19 protein-coding genes are annotated in these 18,099 nt (G+C 75.0%); 14 read left to right on the top strand and 5 right to left on the bottom strand.

Features of this window, described 5'->3' with window-relative positions; all coding sequences use genetic code 11:
- Positions 1 to 88: 88 nt before the first annotated feature.
- The 3 genes from ACTMS2_RS24550 to ACTMS2_RS24540 all read right to left on the bottom strand — a co-directional run bounded on the left by ACTMS2_RS24550 (position 89) and on the right by ACTMS2_RS24540 (position 2,973).
- Positions 89 to 541, bottom strand: a complete 453-nt coding sequence (locus ACTMS2_RS24550) for a DUF4383 domain-containing protein (RefSeq protein ID WP_441177508.1) — start codon at positions 539 to 541, stop codon at positions 89 to 91.
- Between the two features lie 202 nt (positions 542 to 743).
- Entirely contained in the window at positions 744 to 1,901 is a 1,158-nt protein-coding gene (locus ACTMS2_RS24545) for a glycosyltransferase (protein ID WP_441177491.1), read from the bottom strand.
- Positions 1,902 to 1,974: 73 nt separating this feature from the next.
- On the bottom strand, positions 1,975 to 2,973 hold the full coding sequence (locus ACTMS2_RS24540) for a glucosyl-3-phosphoglycerate synthase (RefSeq protein WP_441177490.1): 999 nt from the start codon (positions 2,971 to 2,973) through the stop codon (positions 1,975 to 1,977).
- Between the two features lie 207 nt (positions 2,974 to 3,180).
- Here ACTMS2_RS24540 and ACTMS2_RS24535 point away from each other — a divergent pair, with 207 nt between their 5' ends.
- From ACTMS2_RS24535 to ACTMS2_RS24510, 6 genes are all read left to right on the top strand, one after another.
- Positions 3,181 to 4,188, top strand: coding sequence for a Gfo/Idh/MocA family protein (locus ACTMS2_RS24535; protein WP_441177489.1), 1,008 nt, complete (start codon positions 3,181 to 3,183; stop codon positions 4,186 to 4,188).
- The gene (locus ACTMS2_RS24530; RefSeq protein ID WP_441177488.1) at positions 4,181 to 5,269 is read left to right on the top strand and encodes a zinc-dependent alcohol dehydrogenase; all 1,089 of its coding nucleotides are present in this window, start codon (positions 4,181 to 4,183) and stop codon (positions 5,267 to 5,269) included. The genes ACTMS2_RS24535 and ACTMS2_RS24530 overlap by 8 nt, the downstream gene beginning before the upstream one ends.
- Before the next feature lie 50 nt (positions 5,270 to 5,319).
- Positions 5,320 to 7,134, top strand: coding sequence for an ABC transporter ATP-binding protein (locus tag ACTMS2_RS24525; RefSeq protein ID WP_441177487.1), 1,815 nt, complete (start codon positions 5,320 to 5,322; stop codon positions 7,132 to 7,134).
- 96 nt (positions 7,135 to 7,230) lie between these two features.
- Positions 7,231 to 9,522 carry an accessory Sec system translocase SecA2 gene (secA2, locus tag ACTMS2_RS24520; RefSeq protein WP_101409544.1) on the top strand — a complete coding sequence of 764 codons (2,292 nt, stop codon included), beginning with the start codon at positions 7,231 to 7,233 and terminating at the stop codon, positions 9,520 to 9,522.
- A gap of 184 nt (positions 9,523 to 9,706) precedes the next feature.
- Positions 9,707 to 10,447, top strand: coding sequence for a GAF and ANTAR domain-containing protein (locus ACTMS2_RS24515; protein WP_441177486.1), 741 nt, complete (start codon positions 9,707 to 9,709; stop codon positions 10,445 to 10,447).
- Between the two features lie 240 nt (positions 10,448 to 10,687).
- The gene (locus ACTMS2_RS24510; RefSeq protein ID WP_441177485.1) at positions 10,688 to 11,191 is read left to right on the top strand and encodes a DUF2231 domain-containing protein; all 504 of its coding nucleotides are present in this window, start codon (positions 10,688 to 10,690) and stop codon (positions 11,189 to 11,191) included.
- A gap of 4 nt (positions 11,192 to 11,195) precedes the next feature.
- On the opposite strand, the gene ACTMS2_RS24505 is transcribed toward ACTMS2_RS24510, so the two are convergent.
- Both ACTMS2_RS24505 and ACTMS2_RS24500 read right to left on the bottom strand, forming a co-directional pair.
- Positions 11,196 to 12,152: a DUF3500 domain-containing protein gene (locus ACTMS2_RS24505; protein WP_441177484.1), complete on the bottom strand. Its 957-nt coding sequence runs from the start codon at positions 12,150 to 12,152 to the stop codon at positions 11,196 to 11,198.
- Between the two features lie 88 nt (positions 12,153 to 12,240).
- Positions 12,241 to 12,594 carry an ankyrin repeat domain-containing protein gene (locus ACTMS2_RS24500; protein WP_441177507.1) on the bottom strand — a complete coding sequence of 118 codons (354 nt, stop codon included), beginning with the start codon at positions 12,592 to 12,594 and terminating at the stop codon, positions 12,241 to 12,243.
- A 109-nt stretch (positions 12,595 to 12,703) separates the two neighbouring features.
- On the opposite strand from ACTMS2_RS24500, the gene ACTMS2_RS24495 reads away from it, so the two are divergent.
- The 8 genes from ACTMS2_RS24495 to ACTMS2_RS24460 all read left to right on the top strand — a co-directional run bounded on the left by ACTMS2_RS24495 (position 12,704) and on the right by ACTMS2_RS24460 (position 18,019).
- Positions 12,704 to 13,081: a signal peptidase I gene (locus ACTMS2_RS24495; RefSeq protein ID WP_441177483.1), complete on the top strand. Its 378-nt coding sequence runs from the start codon at positions 12,704 to 12,706 to the stop codon at positions 13,079 to 13,081.
- Positions 13,082 to 13,187: 106 nt separating this feature from the next.
- The gene (locus ACTMS2_RS24490) at positions 13,188 to 13,643 is read left to right on the top strand and encodes a cysteine dioxygenase (RefSeq protein WP_441177482.1); all 456 of its coding nucleotides are present in this window, start codon (positions 13,188 to 13,190) and stop codon (positions 13,641 to 13,643) included.
- 112 nt (positions 13,644 to 13,755) lie between these two features.
- Positions 13,756 to 14,250 carry a rhodanese-like domain-containing protein gene (locus ACTMS2_RS24485; protein WP_441177481.1) on the top strand — a complete coding sequence of 165 codons (495 nt, stop codon included), beginning with the start codon at positions 13,756 to 13,758 and terminating at the stop codon, positions 14,248 to 14,250.
- A gap of 49 nt (positions 14,251 to 14,299) precedes the next feature.
- Complete coding sequence (locus ACTMS2_RS24480) at positions 14,300 to 14,851, top strand: winged helix-turn-helix domain-containing protein (protein ID WP_441177480.1); 552 nt, start codon at positions 14,300 to 14,302, stop codon at positions 14,849 to 14,851.
- A 384-nt stretch (positions 14,852 to 15,235) separates the two neighbouring features.
- The gene (locus tag ACTMS2_RS24475; RefSeq protein WP_101409549.1) at positions 15,236 to 15,838 is read left to right on the top strand and encodes a winged helix-turn-helix domain-containing protein; all 603 of its coding nucleotides are present in this window, start codon (positions 15,236 to 15,238) and stop codon (positions 15,836 to 15,838) included.
- Positions 15,839 to 15,901: 63 nt separating this feature from the next.
- Positions 15,902 to 16,540 (top strand): uridine kinase, encoded by a 639-nt coding sequence (locus ACTMS2_RS24470; RefSeq protein WP_441177479.1) that lies wholly within the window; start codon positions 15,902 to 15,904, stop codon positions 16,538 to 16,540.
- A 159-nt stretch (positions 16,541 to 16,699) separates the two neighbouring features.
- Positions 16,700 to 17,098 carry a TraR/DksA family transcriptional regulator gene (locus ACTMS2_RS24465; protein ID WP_089000644.1) on the top strand — a complete coding sequence of 133 codons (399 nt, stop codon included), beginning with the start codon at positions 16,700 to 16,702 and terminating at the stop codon, positions 17,096 to 17,098.
- Positions 17,099 to 17,146: 48 nt separating this feature from the next.
- Positions 17,147 to 18,019, top strand: coding sequence for a DUF72 domain-containing protein (locus ACTMS2_RS24460; protein ID WP_441177478.1), 873 nt, complete (start codon positions 17,147 to 17,149; stop codon positions 18,017 to 18,019).
- Positions 18,020 to 18,099 lie beyond the last annotated feature (80 nt).

The raw sequence follows: 18,099 nt of genomic DNA, 5'->3' as shown, positions 1-18,099 counted from the left end.
CGCGTCGTCGGGGATCTGCGAAGTACCCGGACGCGGGCGGGCGAAACCGGCCCGGCCGGGGCGGCGGGCCTCGGCCGTCCACGCTGCGTCACCGGGTGGATCGGCCCCGGGTGGTCAGGACGCCCAGCGCGATCATGCCCAGGCCGAGGAAGAGGTGCAGCCAGTTGTCGGCGTTGTTGACCGGAATGAAGTTGGCCCCGCTGTCGTGGTCGATCACCAGGCCGTAGAGCCAGAGCACCAGGTAGATCGCGCCGCCGCCGACCAGGTAGGTCCGCGCGCCCGCGACGGTGCGGGCCAGCAGCAGCCCGGCCACCCCGAAGAGCAGGTGGACGAAGTTGTGCAGCACCGAGACCTGGAACAGGCCGAGCAGCCTGGCGTCGGAGTCGTGCCCGGCGAAGCGCAGGTCGCCGAAGTCGCTGGTGATGCCCGGCACGAAGCCGAGGATGCCGACCAGGAGGAAGACCACCGCGACGGCGGTGGCGGCCCGCCGGACGGGAGCCTTGCCGTCGGCCGGGTTGTGCCGGGCGCGCGAGCGCGCCATGGGACCGGTCACCGCCGTCTCCTCACTGTGCGGGAACGCTGAGCGGACCGCGACTTCCCGCCGCCCGGGCCGCCAAACCTCCCGCCCAGGACGGGCGGCGCCCCACCGCCGACGGGGTGAACGTCGTCGCGGTCCCGGGCGCGTACGCCGACGGGGCCGGCCCACCGTGACGGCGGGCCGACCCCGGGGCGCGGCCGGACGATCAGGCCGGCAGCAGGCGCCCGGCGGCGGCGGACTGGCGGACCCGCTCGTAGAGGCCGACGTACTTCTCGGCCATCACGGCGGGGGTGAAGCGGACGGCGGCCTCGCGCCGGCACTCGTCCGGGTCGAGCAGGCTGGCGGCCAGCAGCAGGTCGCCCAGCTCCTCCTCGTCGGTGGTGAGCAGCCCGGTGCGGCCGTGCTCGATCAGCTCGGGCAGGCAGCCGCGGGCGGTGGCGACCACGGGCGTGCCCAGGGCCAGGGACTCGACCACCGCCGTGCCGCCCGGCTCCTCCCAGCGCAGCGGGAACAGCGAGGCCCGGGCGCCGGCCAGCAGGTCGTCGCGCTCCTGCCCGGCCACCGTGCCCACCCAGCGGACCAGGTCGCCGTCGACGTGCGGCGCCACCTCGTCGTAGAAGAACCGGACGTCCGGGTTCTGCCGGGCCTCGTCCCCGGCCGCGGCCAGGTCCTCCGGCCGGTGGTACGGGCCGACGGGCCCGGCGAGCACCAGCGGCACCCCCACCCGCCGGGCGAGACGCGCGCCCACGTCCTGGCCCTTGCCCGGGTTGATCCGGCCCAGGATGATCAGATAGTCGCCCTTGTCGGCCCGGGGGCGCCGGTCCGCGTCGACGGCGAGCGGGGTGGACAGGTGCACGTGGCCCACCGAGTGCTCCTGCAACGCCCGGGGCGCCCGGGCCAGCTGCGAGGCGGAGACCCCGTTGACCCGGACCCGGTCGCCGCCGTCGAGGTTGCCGTAGAGCGCCGGGTGCTTGGCCAGGTCCCAGTGCAGCGTGTGCAGCACCGGCGGGGCGTCCGGGCCCATCGCGGCGAGCGTGGCCAGGCCGACCGCCTCCACGTGGTCGTGCACCAGGTCGATGTCGTCGCGCGAGTGCAGCGTGCGTACCACGCCGTTCAGGTGCGCCTGCGAGATGCCGCAGACCTGGTTGTACGGCCGTTGCAGGGCGGGGAACTGCCCGTCGGGGAAGACGGAGATCTTCTCGTCTACCGGCAGCGTGCTGCTGTCGACCGACGCGAGCACCACCCGTACGCCGAGGCGACGCAGCTCCGGCACCAGCGTGGCGATGACGTTCTCGATGCCGCCGTAGCCGGGCGGCGGCACGGACAGCCACGGACCGGCGTTCATCAGGACGGTGAGGCTCATGCGGGATTCCTTCCCTCGGCGGGGCCCTCGGCCGTCCGCGCCCGGTCGTTCGGGGTCACAAGAGGTCGCGTGGTCACGCCGCGGCGACCCGTCGGCGGGGGATGCGGTGCCGCAGCTCCGCCAGGGGTGGCCGCTCGTCCACCGAGACGTCGCTGACGACGATCTCCCGGTCCAGGTTCGGCAGGGCGTCGGAGCCGCCGCGCCGGAACTGGGTCAGCAGGGCGGCGGGCATCGCTCCGGGCGCCGCCCAGCCGCGCCGCTGCAACCGCGACCAGGCGGTGAGCATGATCTGGGCCGACATTTGGCCCAGCGCGGCCGTGTCCTGGTGGCGGTGCTTGCGCTCGCCCAGGTCCACCTGGGCCAGCGCGTCCAACCCGACCAGCTCGAGCAGGTCGATGAGCATCGCCGTCTCGACCCCGTAGCCGGAGACGAACGGCACCCGCTCCAGGACCTCCCGGCGGCCGGCGTACTCACCGGCGAGGGGCTGCACGAAGCCCGCCAGCTCGGGCCAGAACAGGTTCAGCATCGGCCGGGCCATCAGCTCCGTCACCCGCCCGCCGCCGTCGGCCTCCACGCTCGACGCCCCGACCAGGGGGCGGTGGTAGAAGCCCTTCACGAAATCCACCGAGGGATCGGTCAGCAGGGGACCGATCAGCCCCGTCACGAAGTGTGGCCGGAACTCGCGCAGGTCGGCGTCGATGAACGCCACCACGTCGCCCTCGGCCGCCGCCAGCCCCGCCCAGAGCGCGTCCCCCTTGCCGGTGAGCCGCGGCAGGCCCCGGGTCATCGCGTCCTGGCTGACCACCTCCGCGCCGGCGGCACGCGCCACCTTGGCGGTGCGGTCGGTCGACCGGGAGTCCACCACGATCAGCTCGTCGATCAGGGCCACCCGCTCCATCAGGTGCTCCCGGATGGTCGACACGATCGCGCCGACCGTCGCCTCCTCGTTGCGGGCCGGCAGTACCACGCTGACCCGGCTGTCGCCCTTGGCACGCATCAGGCGCCGCGCCGGCCAGTCCCCCGCCGACGTCGTGCGGTAGGTGGCCCAGGCCTCCACCACCGGTGACACCATCGTTTCCGTATTCCGCACAGGCACCCCCAGATCGTGGCGGAAAAACCTTCGTTGTTTTTCCCACTACCGCGCTCGCGCTAACCGCAGCATGCCTAACAGCTTGATCACGGCGGTGACATGGCCGGGTTCCGCCCCGTGAACGTTTGGTTGCGCGTACGCGGGGGGAGTGCAGTCGTCGAACGCGAAACTGTGGCGAAGGGGCTTCACATGCGCACGTGCCGGGTGGGACTGGTTGGGGCCGGCGGGGTGGCGCAACGCCATGCCCGGGTGTTGGGCGGCTTCGCCGACGTGGAGCTGATCGGGGTGACCGACGTGGTGCCGCAGGCGGCGGCGGAGCTGGCGCGGGCGCACGACGCCCGCACCTTCGGCGACGTCGACGAACTGCTGGCCGCCGGCCCGGACGCGGTCTACGTCTGCGTGCCGCCGTTCGCGCACGGGCCGGCCGAGGAGGCGGTCGTCGCGGCCGGGGTGCCGATGTTCGTGGAGAAGCCGGTCGCCGTCGACCTGGCCACCGCCGAGCGCGTCGCCGACCTGGTCGCCCGGCGCGGGCTGCTCACCGGCGTCGGGCACCACTGGCGCTACCTGCCGGTGGTGCAGCAGGCCCGGGAGCTGCTCGGCGACCGTCCGGTGCGGCTGGTCACCGGCGCGTGGTGGGACAAGGTGCCCCCCGTGGCCTGGTGGTCGTCGCGCGAGCGTTCCGGCGGTCCGGTCGTCGAGCAGGCCGCCCACGTGCTGGACCTCATCCGGTGCCTGGTCGGCGAGGCCACCGAGGTCACCGCGTACGGCGACGGCACCCCGCCGCCGGTCGACGGCGCCGACATCGACTCGGTGACCACCGCGACGCTGCGCTTCGCCGGCGGCGCGGTCGGCACGCTCACCGCCGCCTGCGTGCTCGGCTGGAAGCACCGCGCGGGACTGGAGATCCTCGCCGACGGGCTGGCCCTGTCGCTGAGCGAGGACGGGCTGGTCGTGCGCGACGCCGACGGGGAACGCCGCTTCGACGCCGACCCGGAGGCCGCCCGGGTGGCCGTGGACCGGGCCTTCGTCGACGCCGTCCGGGGCGTCGGCGACGACGTGCGCGTCCCGTACGCCGAGGCCCTCGGCACCCAGCGCCTCGCCCTCGCGGTCGCCGACTCCGCCCGCACCGGCCGGCCCGTACGCCTGGACACGCCCGCCGCCGCGCCGCTGGCCACGGGGGTGACCGTCGATGCGTGACCGCGTGGTGGTGGTCAGCGGCCCGGGCCGGGTCGAGCTGGTCGAGCAGGACGCCGCCGAGCTGACCGACGGCACGTTCCGCGTCGAGACGCTGTTCAGCGGGGTCTCGGCGGGCACCGAACTCAGCTACGTCAAGGGCACCAACCCCTACCTGAACGTCACCTGGAACGCCGACCTCGGGCTCTTCCAGCCGGGTGCCGCCAGCACGCCGTACCCGGTGACCCGGCTGGGCTACATGCAGGTCGGTCGGGTGGTGGAGAGCCGCACGCCGGCCGTCGCCGTGGGCACCGTCGGCGCGATGACGTACGGCCACCGCACCGGCTGGGTCGCCGACGCGGTCGCCGAGCGGTTCGTGCCGCTGCCCGAGGACCTCGACCCGCTGCTCGGCGTCTACGTCGCGCACATGGGGCCGATCTGTGCCAACGGCGTGCTGCACGCCGCCGCCGACCTGCACGGCGCGGACGTGCGCTCGCTGGGCGACGGGGTGCGGGGCCGGCGGGTCGCGGTCGTCGGCAGCGGGGTGGTGGCGCTGCTCACCGCCCTGTTCGCCAAGCGGCACGGGGCCGCCTCGGTGGTGGTGCTCGACCCGACCCCGCAGCGGCGGGCCGTCGCCGAGGCGCTGGGCCTGGAGACCCTCGACCCGGAGGCGGACGACCCGGCGGTGGTGCTCAAGACCCGCTGGGCGCACGGGCCCGGCGACCGGGGTGCCGACGTGGTGTTCCAGTGCCGGGGCCAGGCCTGGGCGTTGCAGCTCGCGCTGCGCCTGCTGCGTCCCCAGGGCACGGTGGTCGACCTGGCCTTCTACCAGGCCGGCGCGGACGCGGTCCGCTTCGGTGAGGAGTTCCACCACAACGGACTGTCGCTGCGCTGCGCGCAGATCGGCCGGGTGCCGCGCGGGCTCGCCCCGACCTGGGACCGGGAGCGCCTCTCCGCCGAGACGATCGACCTGCTGCGCGCGTACGGGGACGTGATCCGCAAGCACCTGGTCTCGGCGGTGGTGCCGTTCGAGGAGGCACCGACACTGCTGACCGACCTCGCCGAGCGGCGCCGCCAGGAGCTCCAGGTGGTGCTGACCGCCTGAGGTCGCGCGTACGGTCCGGGCGGGTGGCGCGGGCGGATACCGTTCCAGCCATGACCGCCGACGCCGCCGTCCTGACCGCCGACGAATCCGTCCCGGCCGCCCCCGGGGGTCCCGGCGGGGGCGGAGCCGACCGGCGGGTCGGCCTCGCGGCCCTCCTGCCCTACCTGCGCGCCCACCGCGGCACCCTGGCCGTGGTGGGCGCGCTGTCGCTGGCCGGCGCGGCGGCGTCGCTGGCCCAGCCGCTGCTCACCCGCTCGGTGCTCGACGGGCTCTCCGCCAGCCGGCCCGTCGCCGGGCTGGTAGCGGCGCTGGTCGCCCTCGTGCTGGTGGGCGCGGCGCTCGGCGGCGTGCGGGACTACCTGCTGCAACGCACCGCCGAGGGGGTCGTGCTCGGCACCCGGCGGCGGCTGGCGGGGCACCTGCTGCGCCTGCCGATCGCCGAGTACGACCGCCGCCGCACGGGCGACCTGCTCTCCCGGGTCGGCTCGGACACCACCCTGCTGCGTGCCGTGGTCACCTCCGGCCTGTTCGAGGTGGTCACCGGCGCCGTGATGGTGCTCGGCGCGGCCGGGGCGATGGTCCTGCTCGACCCGGTGCTGTTCGGGGTGACCCTGCTCGGGGTGGCCGCCGGCATCGCCATCGCCGTCGCCTTCGCCCACCGGGTGCGCGGGCTGGCCCGGGCCGCCCAGGAACGCATCGGCGAGATGACCTCGGCGGTGGAGCGGGCCATCTCCGCCGCCCGCACGATCCGCGCGGCCCGGGCCGAGCGGCGCGAGGCCGACGCGATCGGCGTGAGCGCCACCCAGGCGTACGCGGCGGGGCTGCGGGTGGCCCGCGTGCAGGCGTTCGTGGGCCCGGCCAGCGGCGTCACCATCCAGGGGGCGTTCCTGCTGGTCCTCGGGGTGGGCGGGGCGCGGGTGGCGGCGGGCGCCATCACCGTCGGCGACCTCGTCGCCTTCATCATGTTCCTGTTCTTCCTGGTGCTCCCGCTCGGGCAGGCGGTGCACGCCTACACCCAGTTGCAGACCGGCCTCGGCGCGCTCCAGCGGATCGAGGAGGTGCTCGCCGTGCCCGTGGAGGGGGCGGCCGACCGGCCGGCGCGCGCCCCGGCCACGGCGGCGACCGGCGGGGCCCCGGCGTCCGTCGAGTTCGACCGGGTTGGCTTCGGTTACCCCGGCGGCCCGCCGGTGCTGCGCGAGGTGAGCTTCACCGTGCCGGCCGGCACCCGCACCGCCCTGGTCGGCCCGTCCGGCGCCGGGAAGTCGACGCTGCTGGCGCTGGTCGAGCGCTTCTACGAGGTCACCGAGGGCGCGCTGCGCATCGACGGCGTCGACGTGCGGGACCTGCCCCGCGACGCGCTGCGCGCCCGGATCGGCTACGTCGAGCAGTCCGCGCCCGTGCTGGCCGGCACGCTGCGGGAGAACCTCCTGATCAGCGCGCCCGAGGCCACCGAGGCCCGGCTGCGCGCGGTGCTCGACGAGGTCAACCTCGGCCACCTCGCCGAGCGCGCCCCCGAGGGGCTGGACGTGCAGGTGGGCGAGGGCGGGGTGCTGCTCTCCGGCGGCGAGCGGCAGCGGCTGGCGATCGCCCGCGCCCTGCTGGCCGGGCCGCCGGTGCTGCTGCTCGACGAGCCGACCAGCAACCTCGACGCCCGCAACGAGGCCGCGCTGCGTCGGGCCATCGACGCGGTGGCCGCCCGGCGCACCCTGCTGATCGTGGCGCACCGCCTCTCCACCGTCGTCGACGCCGACCAGATCGTGGTGCTCGACGGCGGCCGGGTGGCGGCCACCGGCACCCACGACGAGCTCACCGGGACCAGCCCGCTCTACCGTGAGCTGGCCACCCACCAGCTCCTGGTGAGCTGAGCGGCCGGGCCCGCGAGCGGCCCGGCGGCGACACCCGCGCGGCGGCGCGCCGGGCGGGCCGCCAACGCGGGCTCCGGTCGCGTACCGTTGCCGCTCATGGGTGTGTCGCAACGCTTGAAGACCAGGTTCCGCCGGTTCCTCCAGCGCCCGGGGACGACGGTAGACCTGGGGCCGTTGGAGAAGCTGCTGCCGGCCGTCGAGGCGCGCGAGGACGAGCTGTCGGCGCTCGACGACGCCGAGCTGACCGAGGCCGCCGGCAAGGCCACGGGCTACGAGGAGATCTGCGCGATCGGCCGCGAGGCCGCCCGCCGGGGCCTCGACCAGCGGCCGTACGACGTGCAGCTGCTGGGCGCGATGGCGCTGCTCTCCGGCAAGGTCGCCGAGATGGCCACCGGTGAGGGCAAGACGCTCACCGCGACCATCGCCGCGTACGGGCACGTCCGGCTGGGCAACGGCCCGGTGCACGTGCTCACCGTCAACGACTACCTGGCCCGGCGTGACGCCCTCTGGATGGAGCCGGTCTACACCCTGCTCGGCCTGACCGTCGGCTGGGTCAACGAGGCCTCCACCCCGCAGGAGCGGCGCGACGCGTACGCCTGCGACGTCACGTACGTCTCGGTCAGCGAGGCCGGCTTCGACTACCTGCGCGACCAACTGGTCACCGACGTGGAGGACCGGGTGCAGCCGCCGCTGCGCACCGCGATCGTCGACGAGGCCGACTCGATCCTCATCGACGAGGCCCGGGTGCCGATGGTCCTCGCCGGCTCGGTCGCCGGTGAGCAGGACCCGGTGCACGCCGCCGCCGCGCAGGTGCGCGGCCTGCGCAAGGGCAAGCACTACACGGTGGCCGAGGACGGCCGCAGCGTCGCCTTCACCGCCGCCGGCCTGGCCGCCGTCGAGGCCAAGCTCGGCATCGACCTGTACGACGAGGAGCACGTCGCGCAGCTCTCGGCCGTGAACGTGGCGCTGCACGCGCACGCCCTGCTGCACCGCGACGTCGACTACATCGTCCGGGACGGCTCCGTCGAGCTGATCGACGAGATGCGCGGCCGGGTCGCCCAGCGTCGCCGCTGGCCCGACGGGCTCCAGGCGGCGGTGGAGGCCAAGGAGGGCCTCGACGCCACCGCCGAGGGCGAGGTGCTCGGCACCATCGCCGTGCAGGCGTACATCGCGCTCTATCCGAAGGTGTGCGGCATGACGGCGACGGCGGTGCTGGTCGGCGACCAGCTCCGCGAGTTCTTCGGCCTCGAGGTGGCGGTGATCCCGCCGAATACCCCGTGCGTGCGCGAGGACGAGTCGGACCGCATCTACGCCACCCGCGCGGAGAAGGACGAGGCGCTGGTCGACGAGATCAAGCGCAACCACGAGCGCGGCCGGCCGGTGCTCGTCGGCACCCTGGACGTGAAGGAGTCCGAGGGGCTGGCCGCCGGCCTCAACGCCGCCGGGGTGCCGTGCGTGGTGCTCAACGCGAAGAACGACGACGAGGAGGCGGCGATCATCGCCGAGGCCGGCGCGTACGGCGCGGTGACCGTCTCCACCCAGATGGCCGGCCGGGGCGTCGACATCCGGCTCGGCGGCAGCGACCAGGCCGACCGGGACCGGGTCGCCGAGCTGGGTGGCCTCTACGTGATCGGCAGCGGCCGGCACGACAGCCGGCGCGTCGACGACCAGCTGCGCGGCCGGGCCGGGCGGCAGGGCGACCCCGGCGGCTCGGTCTTCTTCGTCAGCCTGGAGGACGACCTGGTCGTCCGGCACGCCGGCGACGCCGTGCCCGCCTCGCCCCGGATGAACGCCGACGGCCTGGTCACCGACGACCAGGTCGAGTACGCCGTCGAGCACGCCCAGCGGGTCGCCGAGGGCGTCAACCACGAGATCCACCGCAACACCTGGCGCTACAGCGTCGTGATCGAGCAGCAGCGCAAGGCGCTCGCGGAGCGCCGGGAACGCCTGCTGACCAGCGACGTGGCGGCGCTGATGCTGCTGGACCGGGTGCCCGAGAAGGCCGGCGAGATGGACGAGGACCTGCTCGCCCGCGCCGCCCGCTCGATCGCCCTCTACCACCTCGACCGGCTCTGGGCGGAGCACCTCGCGGAGCTCTCCGAGGTACGCGAGGGCGTGCACCTGCGCGCCCTGGGCCGGCTCGACCCGCTGGACGAGTTCCACCGGGCGGCGGTGCCGGCGTTCAACAACCTCATCCCGGAGATCGAGCGGCGCACCATCGAGACCTTCGAGGAGACGGAGTTCGGCGACGACTGGGAGCCGGACGAGGCGAAGCTGGTGCGGCCGTCCGCGACCTGGACGTACCTGGTGCACGACAACCCGTTCGGCTCGGAGCTGGACCGGTTGATCGCCTCGGTGGGGCGGCGACTCAGCTCCGCGTCGCGCTGACGCGTGGGGCCCCTTCCCGCGCCTCCGGGCGCCGGGAAGGGGCCCCCTTTGCGCCGTTTCGACCCCGGTTTGCGAGGGTAGTAGGCCGGGTCCGAGGAGTCAGGAGAGACCAGACGATGGAACAGGTGACGGCGCCGGTCGGGCGTGCGGCAGCACGCGCCGGGACGGTGGGGGCAGCGCGGCGGTGAACCTGGAGACGCGGGACCTGGCGGTGGAGCGGCTCGGCGTCCTCGAGACCGCCGCCCTGCTGCGCGAGCTGACGGCCGGGCTGATCGCCGTCGACGACTTCGACGAGGCGCTGGACGCGCTGGTGCGTACGGCCCGCGACGCCGTGGCCGGCGTGAGCTGGTGCGGCTTCACGGCGCTGCGCGCCGGCGAACCGGCCGGGGTGGCGGCCTCCGACGCGCGCCTGGCGGGCCTGGACGACCTGCGGCACGGCCCGGACTCGCCGGCGATGGACGCCATCCGGCGGCGGGAGTTGGTCCTCTCCGACCGGTTGGACCGCGAGGAGCGCTGGCCGGCCTGGACGCCACGGGCCCGGGAGTTGGGTGTGCAGTCGGTGATCTCCGCCCCGGTGGACGTCGACGAGCAGGTCATCGGGTCGATCAACCTCTACGCCAATGCCGCCGACCTGCTCACCCCGGGGCACCAGCTCACCGCGATGCTGCTCGCCGAGCACGCCGGGCTGCTCCTGGCGGCGGTCCGCGACCGGGCGCGCCGGGCCGCCCAGGCCGGTGAGCTGGACGCCTCGATGCTCGGCGACGGGGTGATCGGGCAGGCCATCGGCGTGATCATGACGCAGCGTGGCTGCCCCGCCGAGGAGGCGCTCGACGTGCTGCGCAGCGCGGCGTCCGCGCTGGGCATCCCGCTGCGGGACGTCGCCGACCGGCTCGTCGCCACCGTGTCGCGCCCCCGGGACAACTGAGCCCGCCCGCCGGCGCTCCGGCCGCCACGCGGTCCTCGACGCGGGCACCGGCGGATGCCCACGTTCCGCTGGCGCCCCGGGGCCGCCGTCGCCGGGGCAGGGGCCGGCCGCTGCCGGGCAGCCCACGTGACCGGTGGGACCAGCGGGGCGATCGGGGCCGGTGGGCCGCGTGTCGTTTCGGCGTACCGGTGCCCGGGTAGCACCCTGGACTGGTGACGCGTGCCGACCTGGGGAGGAACCATGCAGAGCCGGCTGCGGGTGCAGGGGCACCCGATCCAACCGATGCTGGTGACGTTCCCGTTCGGGCTCTTCGTGAGCGCGACCGTGTTCGACCTGACCGACGTGCTCGGCGGGCCGGCCTTCCTCGGTGAGGTGGGCTACTGGACGTCCGTGGCGGCCCTGTTCGCCGCCGCGCTGGCCGCCGTGGCCGGCATGATCGACCTGTGGGACGTGCCGGTCGACCGCACCCGGCGTACGGCGATCACCTTCAACCTCGTGAACGTGGCGATGGCCGCGCTGTTCCTGGTCGCCTGCCTCGTCCGCGCGGACGCGCCGCAGCGGGGCGCCTCCGTCGTGCTGCTGCTCACCGAACTGGTGGCCCTGGGCGTTGGCGCGGTCGGCGTCTGGCTGGGCGCCCGCCTGGTGCGCCGCTTCGACGCCGGCCGCCGCTCCGAGGCCACCACCTTCGACGCGCTGAGCGGCGCCGCCGACGCCACCGTGGACCTGGCCCACCACCGCCCCTGAGGGGTCACGGGCCGGGGTGGGCCTCGGCGTGGTGGGTGGCGAGGACGTCGGTGCCGAAGTCGCTGGCCGGGCGGCGCAGGACCGTGTGGGCGTGGTTGCCGTCGTCGGTGGTGTTGTCGTACTCGATGAGCAGGTCGTCGCCCTGCACCCGGTAGTAGTGGCGCCGGCCGGGCACGGTGGGGCCGGCCCAGGCGAAGTGCAGCCGCCCCGAGTCCAGCCGGCGGGCCTCCCGGATCGCCAGCTCCGGCGGGAGCCGGTCCAGGTAGAGCGCCACGAGCTGCTCCAGCAGGGCCCGGCCGGTGGGCCCGAGCCGGTCGGCGGGCACCCCGAGCGGCTCCAGCGGGCCGTCGACGCGGGGGCGCGTGGCGCTGATGATGTCCCCGGGCGCCTCGTCGGCGACGATCGCCGCCGCCCGGCCGGCCGGGCCCATCGCGTCGAGCAGGGCGCGGGCCAGGTCCTCCTCCACGCCCAGCGGGCGGGAGACGGGGTGGCCGGCGTGCCGGACGGTGGCCGGGTTGGCGCCGAGGAAGATCGGCGCGGGGGAGACCTGGTCGGCCACCACGGTCATGTTCACCGAGAGGTGGTGCCCCTCCAGGCGCCACGCCCAGGCGTCGTCGCGGGCCGGGTCGCCGAAGACGGCCACCCAGTAGTCGCCGCTGTGCCGGCCCCGGCGCCACCCCTCCGCCCGGTCGAGCACCTCCTCCAGCGCGACGATCGCCATCGCCTGGGCGTACGCCGGTGGGCTCAGCGCGGTGGCCAGCAGCCGGTGCGCGGCCTTGCGCCCGGCGCGGTCCAGGTCGGCCAGGCAGACCCCGGGCCGGGGTCGTGGCCGGTACTCGATCCAACGGCGGGCCGCCTCGTCGTCGAACCGGTGAGTGGCCCGGTCGCGGGCGGGTTCGTCCAGCGCGGCCAACAGTGCCGTGGCGGCGGTGCGCATCTGTTCGGGCAGCGGATCATCCACCGACCCTGTATACCGGTCGCGCGCCGGACCCGCCGGGCGTCGCGGCCGTTTCCGCCCCGACGCCGGACGACGCGGGCGGCCCGTGCCGTCAGCCGGTCGGCGCCGTCAGCAGCGTGAGCATCTCGGGCAGGTCGAAGAAGCGGGCCGTCTCCACCGCCGACGGGCCGCCGTGGTGCGGGTCGGCCCCGGCGGCGAGCAGCGCCCGGACGGCCTCGGTGCTGCTGCGGAAGGTGGCGGCGGCCAGCGCCGTCTGACCCCGGTCGTTGGTCCGCGAGTGGTCGGCGCCGCGGGCGAGCAGCGCGGCGACGGTCTCGGGGTGGGCGTGGTACGCCGCCAGGATCAGCAGGGTGTCGCCCTTGTCGTTGGTCATGTCGACCGGCAGCCCGGCGTCGACGTAGTCGGCCAGTTCGGCGGTGGCGCCGTCGCGCGCCAGGTCGAACATCCGGTGCGCGAACGCCAGCGTCTCGGCGTCGAGTTCCTCACTCACCGGTCCAGGTTAGTCGGACACCGGCCTGGTACGTTGCTCGGCCGGTGTGCGGGGGAGGGGCGTGGTGGACGACAGGGTGTACGTGGGCAACGCGGGCGTCGACGGGGCGACGAACGCGGGCTGGCTGCTCGGCCACTTCATGCCTGCGGGCGAGGTACGGCACAGTGTCGACGTCGAGGTGAAGTGGGGGGTCCATCCCGCGGGCGAGACGCGTTCCCGATGGGCCACGGGCGAGCGGCGGACGGCCCTGCTGGTGCTGGTCAGCGGCCGGTTCCGGGTCGAGTTGCCGGACCGGACGGTGGTGTTGGGCGAGCCCGGCGACTACGTGGTGTGGGGGCGGGGCGTGGACCACTCCTGGTTCGCCGAGCGCGAGTCGGTGGTGCTGACCGTGCGCTGGCCGTCCGTCCCCGGCTACCGGGTGGCGCCGCCGCTGCGGCGCTGACCGCCGCCCGGAGATCCCGGTGTCCCGAGGTCTGGGATTACCTACTAAACCAATAGGGTTTGCAGCCTATGCTGGGTCGACGCTCCGTCGAACCGCGAGGACCGCCATGCCCGACCGCCGCCCGACCGATCTGCTCGCCGTCGCCCGACGCTGGGCCGCCGACCGCGCCCGCTGGCCCGTGCCGCTGCGTTTCGACCCGGCCGCCCGGTGGTACGCCCGACTGGCCCACGAGGCCGACCACGAGGTGTGGGCGTTGAGTTGGCTGCCCGGGCAGGGCACCGACCTGCACGACCACGGCGGCTGCGGCGGCGCGTTCCTGGTCGTGTCCGGAGCCCTGACCGAGGAGACGGTCGACGGGGGCGTGCTCCGCCCGCACCGGCTGCCGGCCGGCTCCGGCCGTCGGTTCGGCCCGCGACACGTGCACCTGGTGTCCAACCGGGACGACGAGCCGGCGGTGAGCGTCCACGTCTACCGGCCCGCGCTGCGCCGGATGACCAGCTACCGGCTCACCGACGGCCGGCTGCGCGTCGCCGAGGTGGCCGAGGCCGGGGCCGCCTGGTGAGCGTCACGCCGCCCCGACCGCGCCCCGGCCACCCCCGGCCCGTCCCGGCCCGTCACCGCGCCGGCCCGGCCGCCCGTACGCGTACCACCGACAACCAGTGGAGGCAACGACCATGCCGCAGACCGACGACCCAAGCGCGTGTCCGCCCCCGGTGGCGCCCCCGGGCTCCCGGGGCATCGACGAGATCCTGGCCGCCGCCCGGGCGCGCCTGCACCGGCTGGATCCGGAGAGCGCGCACCTGGCGCACCGGCGCGGCGCCCTGCTGGTCGACATCCGCCCGGCCGCCCAGCGGGCCGCCCACGGCACCGTGCCCGGCTCGCTGGTGATCGAACGCAACGTGCTGGAGTGGCGCTTCGACCCGCGCTGTCCCGCCCGGCTGCCCCAGGCGGTCGACTACGACCTGCGGGTGCTGGTCGTCTGTCAGGAGGGCTACACCTCCTCGCTGGCCGCCGCCGCCCTGAAGGACCTCGGGCTGCGCCACGCCACGGACGTCGTCGGCGGCTTCGTCGCCTGGCGGCTCGCCGGCCTGCCCGTGCTCGGCCCCACCCCGCCGCCGCCCACGCCCACCCCCGCGCCCCCGGTGACCGCCGGCCGGGCGCCGTCCTGACCCGCCACGCTCCACCGGGCGTGGCGGCACCACCGCCGCAGGAGGCTCCATGTCCGTCGTCGCCATCCCCACCCGGATCCATCCCACCGCGCGTCCCGAGCGGGTCGGGCCGGTCCGCCCGCGTACCGCACCGAGTGTCACCATCACCCTCGACCTCGCCCCGGGGCCGATGAGCCCCCGGGTGGCCCGGCTGCTGGAGCTGATCGGGGAACTCGCCGAGTCGGGGGAGGGGCGGCTCGGCCCCGGCCCCGCCGAGGACCGGCCAACGCCCCGTGCGGTGCCGGCCGCCGTCGACCCGCACGCCATCCGGATCGCCGCCGGCTCGCGGGTGGTCCACCAGGGCGCCCGCGTCATCCCGCTGACCCGCATCGAGTACGACCTGCTGCTGTTCCTGGCCGAGCAGCCCCGCCGCGTGTTCACCCGCCTGCAGCTGCTGAGCCGGGTGTGGGGCTACGAGCACGCGGTGGCGCGCACCGTCGACGTGCACGTCCGCCGGCTGCGCGCCAAGCTCGACCCGGACATGCCGGTGGTGACCACCGTCTACGGCGTCGGCTACCGCCTCGCCGACGAGGCCCGGATCGAGATCGACCCCGCCCGCTGACAGCGCCACCCGCGCGGCGTGCCCGAGACGGGGCGCGCCGCGCCGGCGCGTACGGGGACCGGTCCCGTCCCCGGTGCGCCGTGCCCCTCCCGGCCCCGCCCGGGTGGCCCGTCGCCGCGCCGACGTGACGCGGACTCGCCCACCCCGGCGCCACCCGTGTCGAGCACCGTGAACCGGGCGGGCACCCCCCTATCGGGTCAACCCGGCGGCTCTGCTGTAATCATCAGGCCTCGTACGCAGAGCGAGCATCCGGCTCCGATGCGTTCGTCAATTGTCACATTCATGCAACGCAGCCGCCCCTTGACCCTCGCCCGGGCGCCGGGAAGCATCGATGGAGCGGCGTCCCGGGCCGTGGGGAGATACCCGGACCAGCCAAGGAGGACCATGTCGGTCAGCCCCGCCTCGTCGCGCGCCGGATGGCATACGTCCCAGCCTGCTGTTCCCGGTCGCCCCCCGGGCGGCCAGCGTCGCCCCGCCAACACCGCCGCCCCGATGCTCACGGTGACCCTGAACATCCCGCTGGCGTCCGAGGAGTCGCTGACCCCGCCGGCCCGGCGGCTGCTCGAGGCCGCCCGGGAGATGCTGGAACGCGGCGAGGGCACCATCATCACGGCCACCGTCGAACGCCGCCCGGACCCGGTGCCCGCCGGCCGCGCGCCGTCGCGCGCCGTCGCCGCCACGATCCCCACCCTGCACATTCTCGCCTCGTCGCGGTCGGTGCTGCGCGACGGCGAGCCGTTGCCGCTGACCCGGCTGGAGTTCGACCTGCTGCTGCACCTCGTCGCCCACCCCCGCCGGGTGTTCACCCGGTTGCAGCTGCTCAACGCGGTCTGGGGCTACGAGCACGCCGGCGTGCGCACCGTCGACGTGCACGTCCGCCGGCTGCGCGGCAAGGTCGGTGTCGACGTCCCGCTGGTCACGACCGTCTACGGCGTCGGCTACCGTCTCGCCGACGACGCCCGCGTGACCATCGACCGCAACGGCTGACCGCCGCCCGCCGCGCGACCGTCTCCCACCGTGCCGGCCCGCCCGGCGGGGCACCATGGTCGGATGCGCATCCGCCCCATCACCCCGCAGCGGCTCGTCACCGAGCTGACCGAGCGCCTCGCCGGCACCGACGTCCCCGGCCGGCTGCGGGTGGCCGTGGACGGGGCCCTGGCGGCCCGCCCGGACGACCTCGCCGCCGCGCTGGTCGACCCGCTGCGCGCGCTCGGCCGGCCGGCGCTGCACGTACGGGCCGCCGACTTCCTCCGCCCCGCCTCGGTGCGGCTGGAGTACGGCCGGACCAACCCCGACGCGTTCTACGAGGGGTGGGTCGACGAGCAGGGGCTGCGCCGGGAGGTGCTCGACCCGGCCGGGCCCGAGGGCTCCGGGCGGGTGCTGCCCTCGCTGTGGGACGCCGCCGCCGACCGGTCGAGCCGCGCCGCGTACGTCGATCTGCCGCCCGGGGGCGTCGTGCTGGTCAGCGGGGCGCTGCTGCTCGGCGGCGGCCTGCCCTTCGACGTCACGGTCCACCTGGTGCTCTCCCCGGCGGCCCTGGCCCGACGCACCGACCCGGCGCTGCGGTGGACGCTGCCCGCCTTCGCCCGGTACGCCGACGAGGTCGCCCCGGCCACGTTCGCCGACGTGGTGGTCCGCGCCGACGATCCACGGCACCCGGCGCTGGTGGAGTTCCCCCGGTCGCCCTGACGCCGCGCCCCGACGAAAAATCGTCGGTTTGACCGTCGGTGCGGTGGGGTATTCGCCCGGCTCACAGAGCGCGGGTGATCCGCCCGCGCGCAGACCACCACGGCGCTGGGCGCACGAACCGGTGCCCCGGCGGATTTCAGGCCAGAAAGGCAGGCAGCGATGCTCGTCCACGACACGATCGGTACGGGCCGGTCCCAGGCGGAGATCGACCAGATCCGGCGCTCCCTGCAGGCCCGCTACGACGAGCTGTCCGCGGAGTACGAGCAGGCGGTGCTCCAGAGCCAGGTGCTGCGGCTGGTGGAGGTCGGCGACACCGCCGGCGACGACCAGGCCGACAGCGGCACCAAGACGGCCGAGCGGGACACCGCGCAGTCCCTGCTGCGCACCATCCTCGACCGCCGCGCCCAGTACGAGCACGCCCTCACCCGGCTGGAGGAGGGCACCTACGGCTTCTGCGAGGGCTGCACCTCGGCCATCCCGGTGGAGCGGCTGGAGATCTTCCCCTCCGCCACCACCTGCGTGCAGTGCAAGCAGAACCGGGAGCGCCGGGCGGCCTGACACCGCCCACGGCCGACGGTCGGTCCGGAAACGCGGTGAGGTCGAGCCATGGGTGCGATCAAGGTGGGCACCGCCTCCTGGACCGACCGGACGCTGCTGGACTCCGGCTGGTACCCGCAGACGGCCGACGATCCCGAGAAGCGGCTGGCGTACTACGCCCGGCAGTTCCCGCTGGTCGAGGTGGACGCCACCTACTACTCGCCGCCCGCCGAACGCACGGCGAGACTGTGGGCCGAGCGCACCCCGGCCGGCTTCACCTTCAACGTCAAGGCGTTCAGCCTGCTCACCGGGCACCCCACGCGACCCGGCGCGCTCTACAAGGACCTGCGACCGGAGACGGACAAGAAGAACCTCTACCCGGACGACCTGCCGTCGCAGGCGTACGAGGAGGTCTGGACGCGCTTCCTGGCCGCCCTGGACCCGCTCGTGGCGGCGGGCAAGCTCGGCGCGCTGCTGTTCCAGTTCCCGCCCTGGTTCACCATCAGGCGGGACAACAAGCAGTACCTGCTGGAGGTGGCGAAGCGGTGCGCCCCGCTGCGCCCCGTCTACGAGTTCCGGCACGCCTCCTGGTTCGACGGCGACAACGCCGACGAGACCCTGGCCTTCCTGCGCGAGCACCGGCTCGCGTACGTCTGCGTGGACATGCCGCAGGGGCACCGCTCGTCGGTGCCCCCGGTGCTGGCCGCCACCGCGGACCTGGCGGTGGTCCGCTTCCACGGGCACAGCGACAAGTGGACCAGCCGGGACATCCACGAGAAGTTCGGCTACCGCTACTCCGACCGGGAGTTGCGCGACTGGGCGCCGAAGCTGCGCGAGCTGGCCGACTCCACCGGTGAGACCCACGTGCTCATGAACAACTGCTACCGCGACTTCGCGCAGACCAACGCCGCGACCCTCGCCGGGCTCCTCGACGCGGACTGAGGGCGGCGCCGTGTACCGGCCGGCGTTTCACCCCGCCCGGGTGAGGGCCGCTCACCCCGTCGCCGCGCAGCATGGACGGT

This window comes from Micromonospora sp. SD12 (assembly GCF_052068495.1).
Lineage (GTDB): Bacteria > Actinomycetota > Actinomycetes > Mycobacteriales > Micromonosporaceae > Micromonospora > Micromonospora echinofusca.
Note: the sequence above shows the minus strand (reverse complement) of the source record. Positions and strands in the feature narration are given on the sequence as shown.